4 protein-coding genes are annotated in these 20,098 nt (G+C 44.2%); 1 reads left to right on the top strand and 3 read right to left on the bottom strand.

The annotated features are described in order from the left end of the window. Positions 1-16: 16 nt before the first annotated feature. From ACRHOZ_RS14935 to ACRHOZ_RS14925, 3 genes are read right to left on the bottom strand one after another with little or no spacing between them, the layout of a single operon-like run. Complete coding sequence (locus ACRHOZ_RS14935) at positions 17-13,759, bottom strand: T9SS type B sorting domain-containing protein (protein ID WP_431127003.1); 13,743 nt, start codon at positions 13,757-13,759, stop codon at positions 17-19. A 1-nt stretch (position 13,760) separates the two neighbouring features. Beyond that, positions 13,761-15,818: a PorP/SprF family type IX secretion system membrane protein gene (locus ACRHOZ_RS14930; protein ID WP_431127001.1), complete on the bottom strand. Its 2,058-nt coding sequence runs from the start codon at positions 15,816-15,818 to the stop codon at positions 13,761-13,763. A 5-nt stretch (positions 15,819-15,823) separates the two neighbouring features. Next, on the bottom strand, positions 15,824-18,085 hold the full coding sequence (locus ACRHOZ_RS14925; RefSeq protein WP_431126999.1) for a gliding motility-associated C-terminal domain-containing protein: 2,262 nt from the start codon (positions 18,083-18,085) through the stop codon (positions 15,824-15,826). A gap of 259 nt (positions 18,086-18,344) precedes the next feature. Here ACRHOZ_RS14925 and ACRHOZ_RS14920 point away from each other — a divergent pair, with 259 nt between their 5' ends. Further along, complete coding sequence (locus ACRHOZ_RS14920; protein ID WP_431126997.1) at positions 18,345-20,030, top strand: glutamine--tRNA ligase/YqeY domain fusion protein; 1,686 nt, start codon at positions 18,345-18,347, stop codon at positions 20,028-20,030. Positions 20,031-20,098: the final 68 nt, after the last annotated feature.

Genomic DNA, 20,098 nt, shown 5'->3' with positions numbered 1-20,098 from the left:
GCAGTAGGTTAAAGGATCAATTTCGATATAGGGTAAAGTGTCCAACCAACTCACGGTCATCATTCTCGCCTTGGAGCTTGATGATGTACCAGTAATCTCCAGTTGGGAGCTCACTGTTATTGTAGATTCCGTTCCATCCGGCATCGCCATAACGCATACGATAGAGCTCTCTACCATAACGATCAAAAATGATCATTAGTACGTTAGGGAAGGCTTCAAGATTGTCTGGCAACCAGTTGTCATTCATTCCATCGCCATCTGGAGTAAAGAAGTCAGGTACCTCAATATCAATGAATTCCATAAAGATTTCCATGGTAACCTCACATCCGTTTTGGTCAATAACCGTAACGGTGTAGGTGTCGGTTCTGTTGATTATGTAAGTGTTGTCCGTTCCGTTGTCCACGCCATCAAAGATGAAGGTGTAGTCTTCCAGACCTCCTTCTGCCACGGCTGTAATTTCATTGATGTTGTTGTTCTCCAACACCAGGGTCAATGGCTCAAATCCAGTTATGCTGAAATCGATGGTATTGATACACCCGTTCGCGTGCGCAATGGTCAAATAATGATCTCCAGGCGCTATGTTCACAAAGTCGGATGTCAGCTGAAGATCTGCAGGATCCGTGGAATCAATGGCATACATCACATCTGATATAACCGAGGTGTCTTCAAAGACAATATCCAAACGGTTTGTGGGTAGATTTCCATCGCACTCATAGATCGGGGTAACTTCCGCTGCAAGATTAACACCAGCGTTGATTTCTACAATAATATTGGTTTCACAACCCTGTGCATCCCTTACGAATACAACATGCATTCCTGCAGGAAGGTTCTGGAACAAGATTTGATCTTGAACAAAATCTGTATCGGCATTCGAGTTCAAACTGGAGAAATAAGGTGCAGTACCACCTGTGATATCTAATTCAAAGGAACCATCCGCACTATTGAAACAAACTTCGTGCATCACATTGATGGCCTGAGCTTGGATAGGTTCTGGTTGCAAAATCTCAAATTGGAAGGTTTCAAAACATCCGTTTCTATCTTGAGCAATTACATCATAAATACCAGGTGCCAAATCTTCGAAAGTTCCTACCGTGTCAAACTGATCCAAGTTAGGAGTGATGGCATAGAAAATTTCACCAGTTCCACCAGATACTTCTACGGTGATGGTACCATCGTCCAAACCGGAACATGTTACATCCGTGGATTCTTGTCGGTCAATCTGTAGAGGTGCAGGATCAGTAATGTTGATAGCGGGACTAGTTATCTGGCAATCCATGCTGATGACGTTCACAAAGTATGTTCCAGCAATCAATCCAGTGAATTCACCGTCATTTTGTGGTCCAGCAACGGAGTTGGTGAGACCTGCGTCAGTAAACAGTTCGTAGGTGTAGTTTCCAAGACCACCAATAGCTGTTGCGCTGATGGTTGCGGAAGCTTCACCCGTACAATTGATGGTTGCCGCACTATCGTCAATAATAACATCCAAAGGAACTATTGGTTCAATAGTCACTTGATTGGAAATCATGGCCTCACAGCCAAAGGCGTCCCTAACATAGTATTGGTAGGCCCCAGCTGGAACAGTAAATGTATGGGTGTTTCCACCAGACATATTGGTATAAAGCACGCCGTCTGAACTGAACTCGTAAGGCCCTGTTCCTCCAGCAGCCGTAAGCTCAATTTGTGCTTGAGCGGTGCAAGTTAGTTGTGAAAGCTGAACTAAACTGGCCATAACTTCAACAGGCTCAGAAATGGTAACCTGAACGGTCTCTACATCGCAACTCCATCCATCAGAAACAGTAATGCTGTAGATTCCGGCTCCAAGATTGTTGAAGGCTGGATTTCCTTGAGCCCCAGTAGTTGACACAATGGTCGTTCCTGTTGGGTCGTAGGTGTTTAATTCGTACAAGTAAACACCTCTACCATTCAATACGTTTATGGCGGTTACTGTTGCGTTGGTGTCACCGTAACACACTAAGGTGGTTGGTGTGGCATCAATATCGGCCGTAATCGGCGTTGGTTGAGTCAATGTAATTGGCTCATTGATAGTACAACCTGCAGTATCCGTAATTTCTACATCGAAAAGACCGGCAGACAAGCCCTGGAACACAAAGCTTACTACATTGGACACATTGTAAACCTGAGCGGTAGTAGTGTTGGTCAATTGGATATCATATGGAGCGAAACCTCCTGTAGGCGAGACTTCTATTTCTCCTAAATTATTGGCACAGGTCACATTGGCCACCTCAATTGGCGTTGCGGCCAAGGCCATATCCGGAGATGCTATGGTTATGGTATTGGAATCCTCAACACATAATGGATTGGCTGTTTGGGTAACACGCACATAATAGTTGCCTCCTGGGAATCCTGCTATTGGCAATGGATTGGTGCTTGTATTTGCTGATCCTGTTACCCCCGTTGTGGTTCCGTCGGAGTTGAAAACTTCGTAGTCATAAGCTCCTGTATATCCAGTGACATTGATTTCCAATGCACCGTTGGTGTCTCCAAAACAAACAGCAGGAGCTGTTGGCGTAGCCACCACATCGATAGTATCGTATGGAGCGATATCATAAGGAGCCGTATCCACATAACAACCAGTGGCGTTGTCCGTAATCCTGAACGTATAGCTTCCAGGTTGTGTCAACTCAAAGGTTGCTGTTACATTGGTTGGGGTTGCCGTTAGAGTCCCTGCAGGGTTTCCGACAGGCAACAACTCAAATGTATAGGTGTTGGCTGGGTTTCCATCATCCGTAATAGTAACCAAAACCTCTTCAGGATTGGCACAAGTGATACCGATGTTTTGTGTAACCGCAACCGTGAATACATTGATTGGCTGAATTGGAGCCACAACTGCTGTTTGGGCGCAAGAGTTGGCATCGGTCACATAAGCTGTAATGTTTTGAACAACTCCTGTATCCACTATATCAAAAGTATTGGACGCTTGGAAATTTACATTGTCAATGCTATACAGATATGGACCTGTTCCTCCTGAAGCTGTTACGGTAATTGTTGAGGTGTTAACTGCGTTGCTCGCGTTACATACAAATGCTGTAGCCGAAGCAGAAACATTTAATACCGTAGGCTCGGTAACAGTCTGATCAAAGAAATCATCACAAGACCTTCCAGAAATAACTCGGGCCCTATAATCGCCTTGAGGCAGATTGTCAAAGACATTGCTTGTTTGCGCTACTCTGTATGGCACTGCCAAGTTTGTGACTTCGTAAAGCTCATAGGTATATACCGGATTTGGTACCGTAGCAGGATCCAAAACCACGGTCAAGCTACCATCGGAACCTCCATTACAGCTTACCGGAGCCATAACCACATCATCGATCACTGGGGTTACCGGTGCATCCAGATCCTGGGTCAATACCACAGTACAAGGGGTTACCGTATCTCCATCAGTAATGGTGAAGGTGTATGTTCCTGCTTGTGTTAAACCGGTAAAAACACCAGTAGCATTGTTTGCTGTGGTCAATCCATCAGGGAATAACACATCATAAGAAAGGTTGGCGGAACCGCCTGTTACATTTATGGTGATATGACCACCTGGATCTACCGTACAATCTATTGGTTTAACCACTGTTGCCGTAGCAGACATGGATTCGATTAAGACCTCTGGACCAATTGTGGTAGTACAGGACCATTGATCCGCAATAAGTACTTCATATGAACCTTCTCCAAGACCAGAGAAAATTGGACTTGTTTGAGGGGAACCAACATTGCTACCATTTCTGATTAGCTGGTAAGTGTAGTTGCTTCCTTGTCCTCCAGCTGTTCCAACTACTTCAATTTCACCTTGAAGCGCAGTACAGTTTTCTTGGTTGATTTGTAGGGTTGCCGTTATTGGGGTCGGGTCTACCAGATTTACATTGGGCAATTGGAATTCACATCCATTTACATCGGCCACCCAAACCTGATAATCCGTTCCTGCTCCAGCTCCACCGGCCAAACCGGAGAACTGTGGAGAAACCTGATAACTTCCAGGGAAGGTAGGTGCAGGGTTTGAAGCCAAATCAACGAAATAGGTGTAGCCTCCCCAACCTCCAGCTGGATTTATAACTTCAATTATACCGTCGTTAAGTGCACAAGTAACATCTGTGACCTGGGTGTTGGCCGAAATGCCCACGCTTGGCCCGGCTATTGTGAAAGACTCTGTATAAATACAGGCAGAACCGGGAGGATTGGTGTCCGTAACTTCAATATAGTAATTACCTGCGGCCAAACCTGTAAGGTTGAAATTACCATCGGCATCGCCGCCAGCAGTAACAACATCATCTGCCAAATTACCAGGAGTATTGTTGATGTCGTAGTATAGGGTGTAGGTGGTCGCACTTGCGTAGGTCACCGTCAATGCATCCTGTAGATCAAGTTCCACCGCTCCATTGGTATCACCAAAGCAGGTAATGTTAGTGGTGCTTACCACAACCAAATCCAATATCTCAGGATCGGCTACCGTATGCGAAGTGGCCAAGACACATCCAGTAACCACATTTCTAACTTCGAAATTGTGTGTGCCCACGGCCAAACCTGTGAAACTTCCAGAAGCTTGGAAAATTCCAGCAGGCAACAACCTGAACTCATAATTGGCAGGAGTTGTTCCAGAATTGGTTATCGATCCGTTGGCGGTGATGGTAATATCTTCGCCAGCTAAACAAGTTGCAGCAGCGTCGATGGCAATACTGGCCGAAACAAGCTCATCAAAAGGCGCAATGGATTCAGTAACAGTACCCACACAACCATTGTCGTCATAAACATTGATGATATAGCTGCCACCAGCCGTATCGGTTTCGGTGTACACATTGCTTGGGCCCACCTGAACCACAACATCGTCCCCTGTAGGAACAGTTCCCTGATCGTCAATGAACTCATAGGTCACATAGTTTCCACTTCCACCGGTTATAGATGCTGTATCCACCGTAATAGTGGCATTGTCCATGTTATTGCCTGTTGTACAACCGAACTCTACCACAGTTGTGTTTATGTTAGACAGCACATCTGGTTGGGTAATGGTCTGTGTCTGTGTTGAAGTACATCCATTGGCCGCTGTGATTTCTATGGTATAGGTGATTCCAGCTGCAGTTCCCTCAAGCCCTGTGAAAGATGCTGTAGTAGCATTACTGCTTGTTGGCGCCAACGGGAAAGTAGCCGAACTTCCAGGCCCAGAAATAATTTCAAAAGTGAACGGACCAGTTCCGTTATCAACAGCCGCAACATCTATGGTTCCATCATCATTTCCATTACAAGTAACATCTGCAGTTGAAGTAATGTTGAAAGATGGAGTTAAGGCTGGGGCAACCGGGATATTGAACACTCTTGTACAAGGTGTGGAAGTCAGGTTGTCAAAGACAGTGATAGTGTAGTTTTCAACAGTGGTTGTGCTAAAAACAAACGGATTCGATGGAAGTGCCGTTCTTGCAACTACCGTTCCAGTACCATCCGTAATTTGATAGTCATAATCGCCAGATCCTGCAAGGACCTCAATGGTTATTTCAGCATCTGGACTTACAGAACAATCCAAGAGCTTGGTCAAGGCAACATCAACTTCCAAAACAGGATGCACGGTCACTACATCCGTATCGGTACATCCGTTACTGTCAAGAATGGAAATATTGTACGTTCCAGCAGCAACGTTGTTGAAAACACCTCCATTATCCAGGTATGTGGTTCCTCCATCCAAAGAATAGAATATCTGCGCAGCACCACTTGTCGCATTTATAGTGACCGTTGCTGGGTCAGAACAGTTATCCACATTAGTGGAATCAATGGTTGGGTCCGGGGTCAAGGTCAAGGCAACATTACCCAAAGGAGTAGAACAGCCATATTGATCTTCGATGGTAACATGATAGTTTCCAGCAGGAGAGTTGGCAGGTATCTCGATTGGATTATCTGAAGTAGATGTAATTGTAACAAAAGGAACCGGACCTGTTACCGTATAAGTGTAAGTTCCACCACCACCAAGAGGGTTTTGAACCTGAATTAGACCAGGGTTGTCACAACTAATGTTCTGTAGTACAACTGGGGTTCCAGTCAAAGGATCAAGCTCGTCCAAAAGTTCATTTTCGGTTGCGCCCACACAACTGTCCAAACCTCCATCAACCTCAACTACCTCAATGAAGTAGTTTCCAGCGCCCAAACCAGTAACGGTTACATTTTGTGGCGATGTATAGGGAACATTTCCACCACTATTGGCCACTGCAACAGGAACACCTGTGGTCATATCATAAACCGTCCATCTAAATTCTGTTCCAAATGGAGCTTGGTTATCAGTTACTGTATACGTAATACTTCCATTATTGGCCCCACTACAAGATGGAGTAATCGCGGAAGTAATTTCCAAGGGAACTGTGATCAGGTCATTAACGTTCACATTACTTTGTCTAACGCATCCACCACTATCCCTTACGTAGAAAAGATATGTTCTACCAGGCACCAAACCTGTCCAAATGTATCTACCATGACCTGCTGTCACAGGATTTCCAAGATTGTCCACACTGTCACCAGGGAACCATGTAGCGGTTCCAGGATTGAAATTGTTAGGATCGTCAGAATAGGTATACTCATAGCCCGGAGCACCCTCAGACCCTTGAACGGTGACCTGTAGCTCATTACAGTTTACGACCAAGGCCGAAATGGTAATATCCAGATCATCCAAAGGATAAGGAATCAAAAATGGAGGGAAATCGGTTTGACAAACCGTATTGCCCAAACCATCCACGGTTCTCATGGAAGGATTAACAATATCTCCAGAATTATATCCAGTAATCACATCTGTGGTTCCGGGAACAGAGTTGTCACCAGCAGTCCACGTGGCACCTCCATCATCACTAAATTGAATTGTGCCCAAAGTAGTTGGGTATCCAGTAAATTGAAAGCCAAAATCATTGGGGTCTCCAGTACATGTGGCTGGGGTTACACCTGAAATGGTAGCAGTCAATTCATCAGGATTGGCAATATTTACAGGTGTATCTGTTACCAAACAGCCAGTAGCATCTGTTACATTGATGGTATAGTCACCAGATAGTAAATTGAAATATGTTCTGCTGGTTACCAACACATTGGTATCCGTTACGTTGCCCACACCCCCATTGTCCAAATCAATAATTTGGATCGTATAAGGTGCAATTCCCGAGGTTATATCAACTTGAATGGAACCAAAGCCGTCATGACATTCTGGGTCGGTCGGGGTACTTGTAATGGTAAGTGGAGTTGCTGGATTAACGGTCACCGTTTCCATGAATTCACAGAACGGTACTGTAGCCGAATTATCCCTAACATAAACATCGTAGTCACCATCATTACCAGCTGTAACGGTAAAGGTGTTGGTTGTGGTGAACAGACCTGTCGGACTGGTGGTGGTTGGCACGAATGCGTACTCCAAATTGGGAACTCCACCAGATGCAGTTACGGTGATGCTACCATTTGCGCACGTACTGATATCAACCACATCAACGGTGGCTACCAGGGCATCGTTTATGGTAATATTTTGCAAGGTTCCCGTACAACCGAACCCGTCTCTTACATTGATTGTATAGTTGCCAGCGGCCAAAGCCGTGAATGTGTGCGATGTTGCATTGGCTGGTGTTGGGGTAATCCAAGGCCCGCCATTTAGGCTAAACTGGTAATCCCCATTTCCAGCTGTAACATCTACTTGAATGGTTCCATCGTTGCTTCCGCTGTAGCATGCGGTTGGTGTTGAGGTAAAGGTGATTGGTGTTGGAGTAACCACAGTCAAAGCGGCATCGATGGGATCTTCACAAAGATTAGTATCCCTAGCCCTTACAATGTAATCTCCGGCGGCAAGTCCAGTAAACACATTGGAGCTTTGGTAAGCCGTTAGGATTGTTCCAATATTATCTTCAAGTTGATATTCGTAAGCCGGCGTTCCACCCGTAGCGGAGGCCGTAATAGTAGCCCCACCATTGGTACAGGTCAACACTGAGGTGATTGATGCCGTAGTTACCACGGCAGCTGGTTCGGACAAGGTCTGATTTAGGGTAATCAAACAGGTGTTATCCAGCACATCCCTTACATCAATAGTGTAGGCGCCAGCAGCAAGTCCGTTAATTGTAATCGGACTTGTAGTTTGTGGAGCAGAAAAACCTCCTCCATTTATCTGGTACTCAAAGCCATTGACAGCATCAAAATTTTCTATTTCAAAAGTGATGGAACCGTCAGTTCCTGCATTACAGCTGATGTCCGAGAATGCAGTTATGTTTGCGGCAAAGGCGTTTCCTGGTTCCACGGTTACCGTGGTTTGAGTAACACAATCACTACCATAATTTACATCAATGGTATGTGTTCCCACAGCTACACTAGTAAACACATTGCTTGCTTGGGCAGCACCTCCATTTAAGCTGTAAGTATAGGAGGGGTCGTTGGGCAATATGGTAATATCCCCCGTGCCATCACAGTTGTAAGCCACAGAAGTGGTCAATGTTGGCTCAACAGGAAGTGGAGCTATAATTACATCTGGAAGGGTAATAAAGCAGCCAATTTCATTGGCATCCCGTACCTGAATCGTGTAGGTTCCGTCGGTTAAGCCAGTAAAGACATGACCACCGGTGGTAGAAGCTGTCCATGGCCCTCCATTAATGTTGTATTGGAAATTTCCTGAGCCACCAGTGGTGGGCGTAACACTTCCTACGGAAATTTGTCCTAATTGTAAACAAGTATAGTTTTGGGTCTGTTGCGCCTCGGCCACCAATTGATTGGGCTCGGTAACAGTTACCGTCCCCGTGGCCTCGCAGTTATTGGCATCCCTAATTCTTAGGTTGTAGGTTCCTTGGGTTAGGTTGATGAAGTTCCCAGAAACTTGATAGTTTGTTCCGTTGTCAATGCTGTACTGGTAAGGAGCTTCTCCGCCAGACGCTACTAAAGTGATAGTTCCATCTGATCCGCCAAAACAACTTACCGAAGTAAAACTCGGTGTAATTGCCAATGGCGCATCTTGAACAATATTAATATCAAAAGAAGCTTCACAAAATCCAGCGGCTCCGTTATTATCGCGAACGTATACATCGTAATCTCCTGCTCCAGTAACTGAAACAGGATTGGTAGCTGCAAAATCACCCGCTGTTGGAACTACCCCATCGGCAACCACAGCATATACATAATTCCCATCTCCACCAGCAGCAACAATGTTTACATCCGTATCTGTTGCACAGGCCGTAATATTGCTTGCTGTTGCAGTTACACTCAGTTCTGGGTCAATAGTTATGGATGCTGTGTCGGTACAGTTATTCCCGTCCCTAACCTCAATGGTATAAGTTCCCGAGGTCAATCCGGCAAAAACATTGCTTGCCTGGGCAGCCCCTCCGTTTAAGCTATACTGATAATTACCATCGCCACCAGAAGTTACGTTGGCCGTTAAGGTTAATCCAACGGCATCGTCATAGCAGGTGTCGTTCGGCACAACTGCAAGAACCGGCGGAACGGCAGCATTCAATGTAAATGTGGTATTGACCACACAGCCATTGGCATCAGTTACTGTTGCGCTGTACGTTCCAGTTTGGGTTAGATTGTTAAATGCCCCAGTGCTATTTGTTCCAAAAGGAGTAGCGTCAGGGTTAGTAAGGACAAAGGTATTTCCTCCCCAGCCACCGGTTGAAGTAAGTGTTACACTTCCATCCGTGATACAGGTGGGTTGGGTTTCTGCAGCACTTAGTGTCAATGCAGCAGCAGGAGCGTTCACCGTGACATCGGTTGTTGCGATACAATTGGTCAGGTTGTCGGTTACAACTATTGTATATGTACCATCATCCAATCCAGTTAAGGAAATAGTTCCTCCCGTTTGGTTGTTTCCAGAGAAATTGGCTGGCCCAGTTACGGAATAGTCATAGTCCGTGTTGAAGTCGGAAACGATGAAATCAACTTCTCCATCTGTATCTGTGAAACAAGTTATGTTGCTGACCAAGTTACCAACCACACTAATTTGTGAAACGGGATTAATGGTAAAGGATTCGTCATAAACACATCCTTTATTGTCTGTTACCCGGAAAGTATAGGTTCCAGGAGCAAGGCCATCAAAATCTGCGGTGTTCCCAGAGATGGAAGTGGCCGCAATAGGTGCGGGCGCAGTAATCTCAAAAACGAAAGGTGTATTTCCGTCAACAACGGTCACAGTCACATCAGAGGTTAGTGCAGGACAGTTGGGAGTGCTAGCAGAAAAGGTTAAGTCCGAGGGAGGATTTAATGGGTCAAAAGTTATGGTGTTTGTAACGAAAGTACAATTGTTGGCATCACGGATAGTAATAGCGTAGCTTCCATCTGTTAGATTGGAAAAACGTTCTGCTCCGGCACCACTTACAAAGTTTACACCATCAACACTATATTCATAGGGAGCAGTTCCCCCCACTACATTTTGTGCTTCTATTATGCCGTCCTGAAGGCAGGTATAATCCTGAATGAGAACAGCATCTCCGGATACTCCAGAAGTAGGGCCGCTGATCGTATAATTTTCAAAATAATCACAAGAAGCACTTCCTTTTCTTTGGTTGACCCGAACCGTATAATTTCCTTGTGGAAGGTTGGTGAACAATCCAGAGGTGTTGGAAGCAATCTCTAATCCAGTTGCATCGTCAATCAAGAAGAACTCCACTTGATATCCATTAGTGCTGATCAAGTTGAACGCAATGGTTCCGTCTTCGGCACCAAAACAAGTTTCATCTGTAGCGGCAGTGGTATAGTCCACTGAGGGCTCAAAGTAAATGGTTACCGTATTGGAAATGGCATGACAGTTGTTCCTGTCAACAACTACAAATGTGTAATCACCCGGATCAAGAATGTCAAAAATAACACTCGTCTGATAAGCGCTTGCTGGGATGTCACCAACTGTGGGATATGAGGTAATTGTGGTTCCAGACTCATTAACATAGGACCAAATGGCGTAGGTGTGGGGTGTTTGCCCACCGGAAGAGTCCATTTGTATATTTCCTTCCCTACAAGTTATATGTTGGGAAACCCGGGCAGTTAAGTCTAGGTCTGTAAGATCGTTGATGGTTACTTGTTCGGTATAGGTACACCCATCGTCAGTAGATACGTTCACGTCATAAACGCCATCATTGAGGTTCTCGAAGGTGTAATTGTTGTCTGCAGAAGGACCAAAAGTGTCCACTACGGTACCTCCTTGTGAAATTTCGTAATAGTATTGTGGCTCTACGTTCAGAACGGAAATGGCGATCTCACCCAAACCGTTACAGTCAGTGTCCTGGGGAACAACGTCTACCTGAAAATCCCTTTCCAGAATACCTATGTTGTCCAATACGAACACACAGCCGTCAACAACGCCTTGTTGTCTCATTTCAACCATGTATGCACCATTGGTAGTGATATCAAAACTTGGGTTGGCATTATAAGGCACCAAAACGGTTCCCGTAGTTTGGTCAATTAACCTAAACTCATAGTCGATGGGCATATTGGTCACTGTAATGTTCCCGTCGGAATTACAGATGATGTCCCTAGATGTATATTGTGGGTCTAATGGGTTTTTGAAAATGTTGAAATAGAATCGGCTAAAACAACCGTTTTGATAATTGATTACCATTCTATACTGGCCAGCATCTGAAGCCAAAAAGTCGTTTCCGGTATCTATCACATTCCAAGTACAGGAATTGTCCGTATTTGCACAATCTGCTGTGGCGGCACCACAACTGGTTTCGTCCAATTGTTCCCATTCAATGCTATCAGCATCGGGGATGTTGACTTGCACCAATTCAGTATCGTTCAAACCACAAAGGAAAATTTGAGGAAGTTCACTTCCGTCATTGGGACAGATAACAATCTCACCATCCACAGTGTTTGTGGTGTCATTGATCAAGGCCGTTATGGGGTTGGTTTGTGTAGTACCAAAAAGCTCAACAATAATGATTTCGGTGAAATCCTTACAGGGATCTGCCACTTGCTTGTCCACCATGAAAGTTCCTGTTTCGCTAACCAAGAACGTACTGGGGTCACCATCTGGATCACCGTCATTTAAAACGGTGTCTCCAGCATCAATAAGGCTGTTTCCATTTTCATCCCGATACCAGATATAGGCGTCAAAATTATCTCCTGCATCCAACAATACGTCAGCCCCACAAAGTTGAACAGTCCTTGTGAAGTTACAGGCTGAAAGGTCGTCCAGCAAGAAGTTGGTGGCTCCAGGAGTAGTAAATCCGCAGTCATCAAAATCAGATACACTGGGGTCATCACTAATTTGATTGGCATTGATAGAGCCCTCATAGGTAGAATAGGCCAGGTTTTCAATAATATCTGTACATGCGTCAATAAAGTCGAAACAGTTCTCCGCCACCTGAACGCGCATTCTGATCTCAGCAACAGGGTCGCCCTCTTCTACCAAATTATCAGGAATGCTAAAAACAACTTCCCTGGTTGCGGAATTATAGGTATAGGTAACACCCGCAGGCATGGTTACGGTAGTTTCGTCCAGTGTTACGTTGGCAGGTAAAACGTCCCTAATGGTATAGTTGGTGGCATCGTCATTTCCTGTGTTTACGAACGAGAGTACGTAATCCAAGTATTGCCCAAGATTTACACCCAAACCGGTAATGTCGTTACCTCCAATATCTTCTACTTTCTTTTCCAGGACGATGGATGGTTCAATAATCTCTACCCCAAAAGTCACCAAGAAAGATGCAAACCAGTCCCCACTTGTTCCCAATCTAAGGGTGGCGCTGGTATCTCCGTTATCAATGATACTATTACTAGGGTTGTTCAAATCAAACACATCAGAATCGAACCCAATAGCGTTGGTACTACTTACATTTCTTGTGGTTACATTGGCTCCATCTTCGGAAATAGTGGAGTTAAAAAAGTTGTTGTTGGGGTTGGCGGCATCTGAGATATCGGTAAATGAAGCACTACTGTTGGAAACAATACCAAAGGTATCTCCAGAAAGCGAAGTTTCACCTTCCAAAGTGCTTACACCAATACGGGCATTTACAGGACCAACAGGAATGGTGTTAAATCCGGATACGGTTATATCAGCAGTTGAATTTCCTGATTGGGTGGTAATCCCTTCGTACCCATCAAAAACAGAAATGTACTTTCCTGGAAGCGTTGGGTTTTCATAAATTACAACCAAAGTCCATCCAGCACAACCATAGGTGGTAGCACCTCTTGTACCCCTTACATTACCTACAAAATAGTCACCTGTCGGGTCGGCAAGACCTTGAAGAATATTGGTTACGTTCTTGTAACACACATAGGGGTCGTTGGGCAAGATGTTGTATCCGTTGACGATAATATCATCCTCTTCTCCAACCGGATCGGCGGCTGTATCGGCCTGTAGGTCTATATAGGTGGCGCTTCCCGGCACCCTTAACTTTACTTGGGTTACATCATAGTGGTTGGGGTCGTCTGTATAGCCGCTTTCATATCTACTGCGATGATCTCCATCTCGCTCAACATCATAGTTTCCTGCCCAGTAAAGTCCTGCCCAATAAATCTGCGAACAAGCGGGAAGAGATAAGGTTGAACTACTGGAGTTGAAGGTTGAGGGATCAGAGTCGATATCAACGTATTCCACATGCAAGCTGTTGTTACTCCCATTGCCGTTATAAGGTGTATTTACGTCATGGCCATTGGACACAGAGTTCATGACACTGTTGGACAAGAACGTATAATCCCCCTTAATGTTCAAATAGGTATTTCCACCATCGTTAAGACGCGGTGTAAAAGGAACCTCTTGGGCTGTGGCGTTGAAACCTATGCCAACAAGACATAGGACACCTAGAAGTACTTTATAAATTTGATTGGTCATTTTAACTATGGGAGTTTGGTTTTACCCGCATGATCCACATTTCGTCATCATACGAGGCATTTAGTTTGGAATAGTATGAGGTAAGGGCATTGGTCCAATTCTCATGTTTCTTGAGATAGACATACCTTAACTTATTTTCTGGGTTTATGAAATAGCTGGCATTTAAGCCTCGGGAGTTCAATTCACGAACAAATCTCTTGGCGTTGGAAGGTTTTTCAAAAACATTGGCTATAATGTAGAATCCAGACCCAAGGCCGTTGATTTTGTAAGTTTTAAAGGCAACCTGACCGCTCCCCGTGCTATTTGACTTGGTCACATTTTTGGTCAAGGTGTTATCCCCATATTTTGAAGAAGCACCGCGTGATGTTGGGGATACATGATTAAGGGCGTCAATGCCATTAACGTTCATCACCCACGCATCGCCATTGTATGTGCCATTCAGCTGGGAGTGGTAAGCGCCAAGGGCTTCGCTCTTGTTCTTGAATCCCTCCAGATACACATAGATCATTCCGTTTCTTGGGTTTACAAAGGAATCTGCATTGATATTCTGGTTTTGAAGCTTGGCCACAAATGCGTCTGCATTATTTGGATTTTTAAACACATTGGCAATTAGATAATGACCACTTTCCACGTTGGGAATATTGAAGGGTCGGAACCTTGTGTTTTTCTTGACTGAAGCCCTAGTGGTCTTGTCTTTTTTAACCGTTGAGGTTCTGGCCACCGCTTTGTTTTTTGAATCGCTTAAACGAATGACTTTCTTTGCTGCGGTTGTATTTGTAAGGCCATGATTGGCAAGAGGTTGAACAGGTTGCTTGGAAATTATATCCGTGCTGTCCATATTGGCAAAGTAGACCTCTTTGGCCTTTTGTTCAAGGTCGGGTCGTTCTCCTCTAGTTTCCCGTCTAACCATTTTCATAACGGTTTCGAACCTTTTTTCAAGGTCGCCCACCCTTGCCTGTTCCATAGAATCTTGGCGTAACAATAGTTCGTCCAAAATGGCATCATTTTCGGCCAGCTTGTTTTGTAATCGAGCAATTTCCAGGTCTTTCTCAGTAAGACTTAGATTTTCTTGTGGAATGCTGTCAGATGAAACCAAATCAAGTTCGTCATCCAACAACACACGATTTTCAGTTAGGTTGGGTGTAAAGGAATAAGCAAGGGAAACTTCATGGCTAACACCAAAGTTTTCAAAGTTGCTGGACAATCCTTTTTCTACCGTATAGCCAATGGAAAGGTTCTTGTTTAAATTGAAACCAAGACCTGCAGAAGCTCCATAGAAATCATCATATCCCGCTTGAATCCATCCAAGCTTTGGAAGGTCAAGGATAAGGTTTCCGCCAAGGGTTACGTCATTTTGGCCGGTTACCCTTGCCCTGGCCAAAGGCATTAAACGTGCTTGCTCAAGAATTCCGGCGGCATTTTCAAACGTATGGGTGTATTGTAAATGACCCGAGAAGGTCTTTTCATCAAATTCCGTTACGGATTCACTGGATTTAAGGTTGTAATCGAACAAGTTTTCGGCATAACCCCCAAAATCAAAATTTCCGAAGGAAAGGTTGAACCCAGGTTGAAACAATACCAATGAGCTGCTCTCCAATGAGTTTAGGAAAGGGTCGTTGTCCAGCGCATTGGCCCTGTCTTGATTGAAAGAGCTTTGATAATATGAAATATTGGCGCCAAAGGTGAAATTGCTTTTTGGACTCAATCGTATGCCATAGGCGTAATTTGTATGCACACCAAAATTGTTGAAAAGCCCTTCCCTATTGGTAAATAGGCTAAGGCCAACACCACTTCTATCGCTTACTCTTCCGCTATAACTTAAGAAATATACCTGGTTGTTGTCATCAAAAGATACCGATTGGTTTCTATGAAAAAGGTTGATATAAGACTTGTCCTCCCTAACCGTTGAAAATGTGGGGTTGATCAAAAACCTATTGAATTTCAACAAGTTTTGGGACGGCACATCATATACCACAAAGGGAGTCTCTTCCTGGGCGCGTATTCCAGAAAAAGCAAGTAGTAAGAAGGTTAGTATTAGTAGAGGTTTGTTGGTGCGCATTCGCTTTATCTAATGACTGTTATGGTTCCTTGTTTCAGACTTTCCCCTGCCCGGGTTACCCGATAGTAGAAAATCATGTTTAGTTTGTTGAATTGTGTGACGGACTGAGGCCAGTTGTTTTCATAATTGGTCTGACTAAAGACCTCTTTACCTCGTTCGTCATATATGGTTACAAGCACGTCGTCTTGTCTTGAGTAGCTGTTGGGCAATACCCACAAATCGTTGATTCCATCCCCATTGGCTGTAATCACATTTGGGATTGCAAATAAATCTCTATAGGTTACATTAATGACCCTGCTTACCGTACAGTTTCCAAAACTGGCCACCAATAGGTATTCACCCTCTTCTTGAAAACCATAGGAATCTTGAGCCCCAAGAAGGTTGTTTTCAGCATCAAACCACTGATAGGACTCTGCCCCACTTGCAGTGATGGTTTCGGTATCGCCCTCAACAATAATAAGGTCCTCTGAGCGATCTAAGCTTAACAAGGATTCATCAAAAGCACGAACCTCAAGTTCATTGGAAACAATTGGACAATCATGGGTAAGAATTCGTAACTGATAAACTCCGACTTCTGATGCCGTAATTCTTTCTGTTGCCGTGTCAATGACTTCACCATCCCTTAACCATTCAAAAGTTTCACCTCCAAGGCTTTCGGAAGCATCAAATCGAATGGGATCTGCACCTTCACACAAAACGGTGCCATTGGTGGAAATGGACAAGGTGGTATTGGCAGACATGGTAACCTCAAGTTCATTGGATGTGGCATTGAAGCTATCAACTGTACCCGTTAAGGAGTAATCTCCATTATTCTCAAAAGTTGAAACGGTCATGGTTTTGGACGTTTCCCCTGAAACTGCACTTCCATTATGCATCCATTGATAGGTAAAGGTGGATTCCAGTTCTGAAGTGACATCCGTCTTGGCCCCTGTATCACTAACAGCATTGATACGCAACAAGCTTAGGGTTACATCACCACTTTGACAAGAAGTATAGGCTCCGGCATATTCCACAACAAACTCAAAGGATGCAGGTGCTTCAACAGTGGTTGTTGGTGAATCCACGGGCGAAGCAGAACATCCACCTCCATTTTCAACTACACGAACGTGGTAGTCACCAATCTCGCTGATTTCCAAACTTGAATTTGTAGCATCGGTAATCGGCGAACCATCCTTGTACCATTGATATGACGGGCTGGTTGCTGTTGATGAAGCGGAAAGCATTGTTGTTTGCGACGGCAAAAGCACAATATTGGAATCGTTTTCACGCGTCACCTCAAAGTCGCCTAAGTTTCTTATTTGCACGGAGGCAGAACGCTCCAAACAGGCTGAGGGTCCATCAATCTCTACTTCATAGGCCCCTTCAAAACCTAAAACTCCTGTGTTAATATTGAGGGTGTGCTGTTCCAAAGTTGGCCCTGAGATTATGGAACCGTCCTTATACCAGGTATAGGTAAGGCCCATGCCACTGATGTTGGCTTCAAGCTGATGGGTATCCCCAGGGCAAAGGCCTACATCGTTAGAGCCATTAAGTGCAATTCCGGAACTTGTTCCGGTGCTTATTTCTATGGTATTGGAGAGCGTATTGGCAGATCCAGAGCAGACTGAACCGTAATCCAACTCCACGTAATACATGCCATCGGCGGAAACCGTAATACTCGCTCCTTTTTCCGCAAGCAGGGTACCACTTCGGTACCAATTATAAATGTAGGTGTCTGCGTTAGGGATATTATGCGGACGTAAAGTTACATCCCCTCCACCGCATAGTTGTATTGCCCCTCCGGGAGGTATGTCCCCACTCCCGTTTTGACTGATAAGTAAAGGCGAACTAAAATCCACATAGTGCATAGGGTATGCATCAGAAGGCGGACTGGTCTTAGCAGGATTGGTGCTTCTGACCCTCATTTTGTAGCTTTCTCCCCGAACGTCACCAGGAACCTGGAACTCAAATTCAAAATCGAAATTTGCGTTTTTATCGTCTACACGGGCAAGCTCGATTGGGGAGCCAAAGTTTCCGTTGGCATCGGAAAGTTCTAAAACAAATTCGTTGTCGGAAGCCACCAAGGGCGGGCTCCAAGTAAAGTTGACAAAGTATTCGTTGAAACTATCAGAAGCACAGGCAGCGGTCCAGGCAGAGTTACCTGCAAGATTGGGATTGTCCGCCGCAACAGGTTTGTTGAGTACTTGGGCAGTTAGCACGTTTGCACCAAGCAACATCATTGTGAAGCCTATCACAAAAATGATGTTATATGAACTAGTTTTCCTCATCAGCGTTAGTTTTAAGAGGGTTGTGGCAATAATGCCTATGTTGTGCCCCTTAATGTTGTTCAGTTATGAGGGCGCCAAAAGCGCCAACTATTCCATATAATGTTCTAATAACAAATATGCTTTTATTTTCGTCGAACGGAAAGATATTGTTGTAGGCACCTATAAAAGTGTTGTGAAATGGCTTTCTTTGTATACACTTATCTGGTTGGAATAGCTATAAACCCTACATTTTGCTACATTTGCGCTTCAATTTTAGATTATGTCGGAAGAAGAGCGATCATTAAATTTTATAGAGCACATTGTCGAGGATGATTTGAAGGATGGTTATGCCAAAAAGGACCTTCGATTTCGTTTCCCCCCGGAGCCCAATGGATACCTGCATATAGGTCATGCCAGCTCTATTTGCCTCAATTTTGGATTGGGTTTGAGATATGGCGCCCCTGTTAATTTGAGATTTGATGACACCAATCCAGCCAAGGAGGAACGGGAGTATGTTGAGGCCATCAAAGCAGATGTTGAGTGGTTGGGATATACTTGGGATACGGAGTGTTATGCCTCAGACTATTTTGGGCAACTTTACAATTGGGCGGTAGAGTTGATCAAGAAGGGAAAGGCTTACGTGGATAGCCAAACTTCTGAAGAAATCGCAAATCAAAAAGGAACACCTACCGAATCTGGAAAGGAAAGCCCCTTTAGGAATAGATCCGTTGAAGAAAACCTAAACCTTTTTGAAGCCATGAAAAATGGCGAGTTCAAGGAAGGCGAGCATGTGCTTAGGGCGAAAATCGATATGGGTTCTTCCAATATGCTGATGCGAGATCCCATTATGTACAGAATTCTGCATAAAGCCCACCACAGAACAAATACCGATTGGTGTATTTATCCTATGTACGACTGGACACACGGGGAGAGCGATTATATTGAACAAGTCTCCCATTCCCTTTGTACGCTGGAGTTTCTTCCACACCGTGAGCTTTATGACTGGTTTTTAGACCAATTGGTAGATTCGAAAAAACTGAGGCCTAAACAGCGAGAATTTGCTAGGAGAAACCTTAGTCATACTGTTGTGAGCAAGCGAAAGTTGCTTCAATTGGTAGAGAATGGCGACGTTTCTGGCTGGGATGATCCAAGAATGCCGACTATCTCAGGATTGAGAAGAAGAGGATATACCCCCGAATCGATTAGAAACTTTGCTGATACCATTGGAATAGCAAAGCGTGAGAATATTGTGGATGTTTCCTTATTGGAATTTCATGTTCGGGAGCATCTAAATAAAATTGCCCCCAGGGTTATGGCGGTTCTGAATCCGCTCAAAGTTGTTATCACTAATTATAAGGAGGGCAATGAAGAATGGCTGGAAGCCGAAAACAATCCAGAAGATCCATCTGCAGGAAGTCGAAAGATTCCTTTTTCTAGGGAATTGTATATAGAAAAAGAAGATTTTCGGGAGGAAGCAAACCGAAAGTTTTTTAGACTGAAACTTGGAGGTGAGGTACGGTTAAAAAATGGATATATCATTAAAGCGGAAAGCTGCACCAAGGATGAAGATGGTAATATCATAGAGGTTCAATGCACCTATGACCCTAAAAGTAAAAGCGGAAGTGGAACAGAGGAAAGTTTGAGAAAGGTAAAGGGAACTTTACATTGGGTTTCCATTCCGCATGCCATAGAAGCAGAGGTGAGATTATATGATCGTCTTTTCAATGATCCAAATCCTGACGGACATAAGGATAAGGATTTCATGGAGTTTGTAAATCCCAATTCATTGGAAAAGGTTATCGGGTTTTTGGAACCAAGCCTTAAAGATGCCCAAACAGGTGATCGATTTCAGTTTCAGCGATTGGGATATTTTAATGTAGATCTGGATTCCTCTTCAGAAAATTTAGTTTTCAACAGAACGGTAACTTTAAGGGATACTTGGGCAAAATTGGAGCAAAAATCCTAGTATAAGAAAAGCTTATCCTGATTCCGAAACACATCTATTTTTTCTATTTAAAGGACCAATTTTAAGTG

The organism is Flagellimonas flava (assembly GCF_050617915.1).
In the GTDB taxonomy this organism is placed as follows: domain Bacteria; phylum Bacteroidota; class Bacteroidia; order Flavobacteriales; family Flavobacteriaceae; genus Flagellimonas; species Flagellimonas flava_A.
This window is presented reverse-complemented; position numbering and strand designations above follow the sequence as displayed.

Bases quoted from the DNA above. Each gene is read 5' to 3' on its own strand.
- ACRHOZ_RS14935 (WP_431127003.1), bottom strand. From the start codon at position 13,759: ATGACCAATCAAATTTATAAAGTACTTCTAGGTGTCCTATGTCTTGTT.
- ACRHOZ_RS14930 (WP_431127001.1), bottom strand. From the start codon at position 15,818: ATGCGCACCAACAAACCTCTACTAATACTAACCTTCTTACTACTTGCT.
- ACRHOZ_RS14925 (WP_431126999.1), bottom strand. From the start codon at position 18,085: ATGAGGAAAACTAGTTCATATAACATCATTTTTGTGATAGGCTTCACA.
- ACRHOZ_RS14920 (WP_431126997.1), top strand. From the start codon at position 18,345: ATGTCGGAAGAAGAGCGATCATTAAATTTTATAGAGCACATTGTCGAG.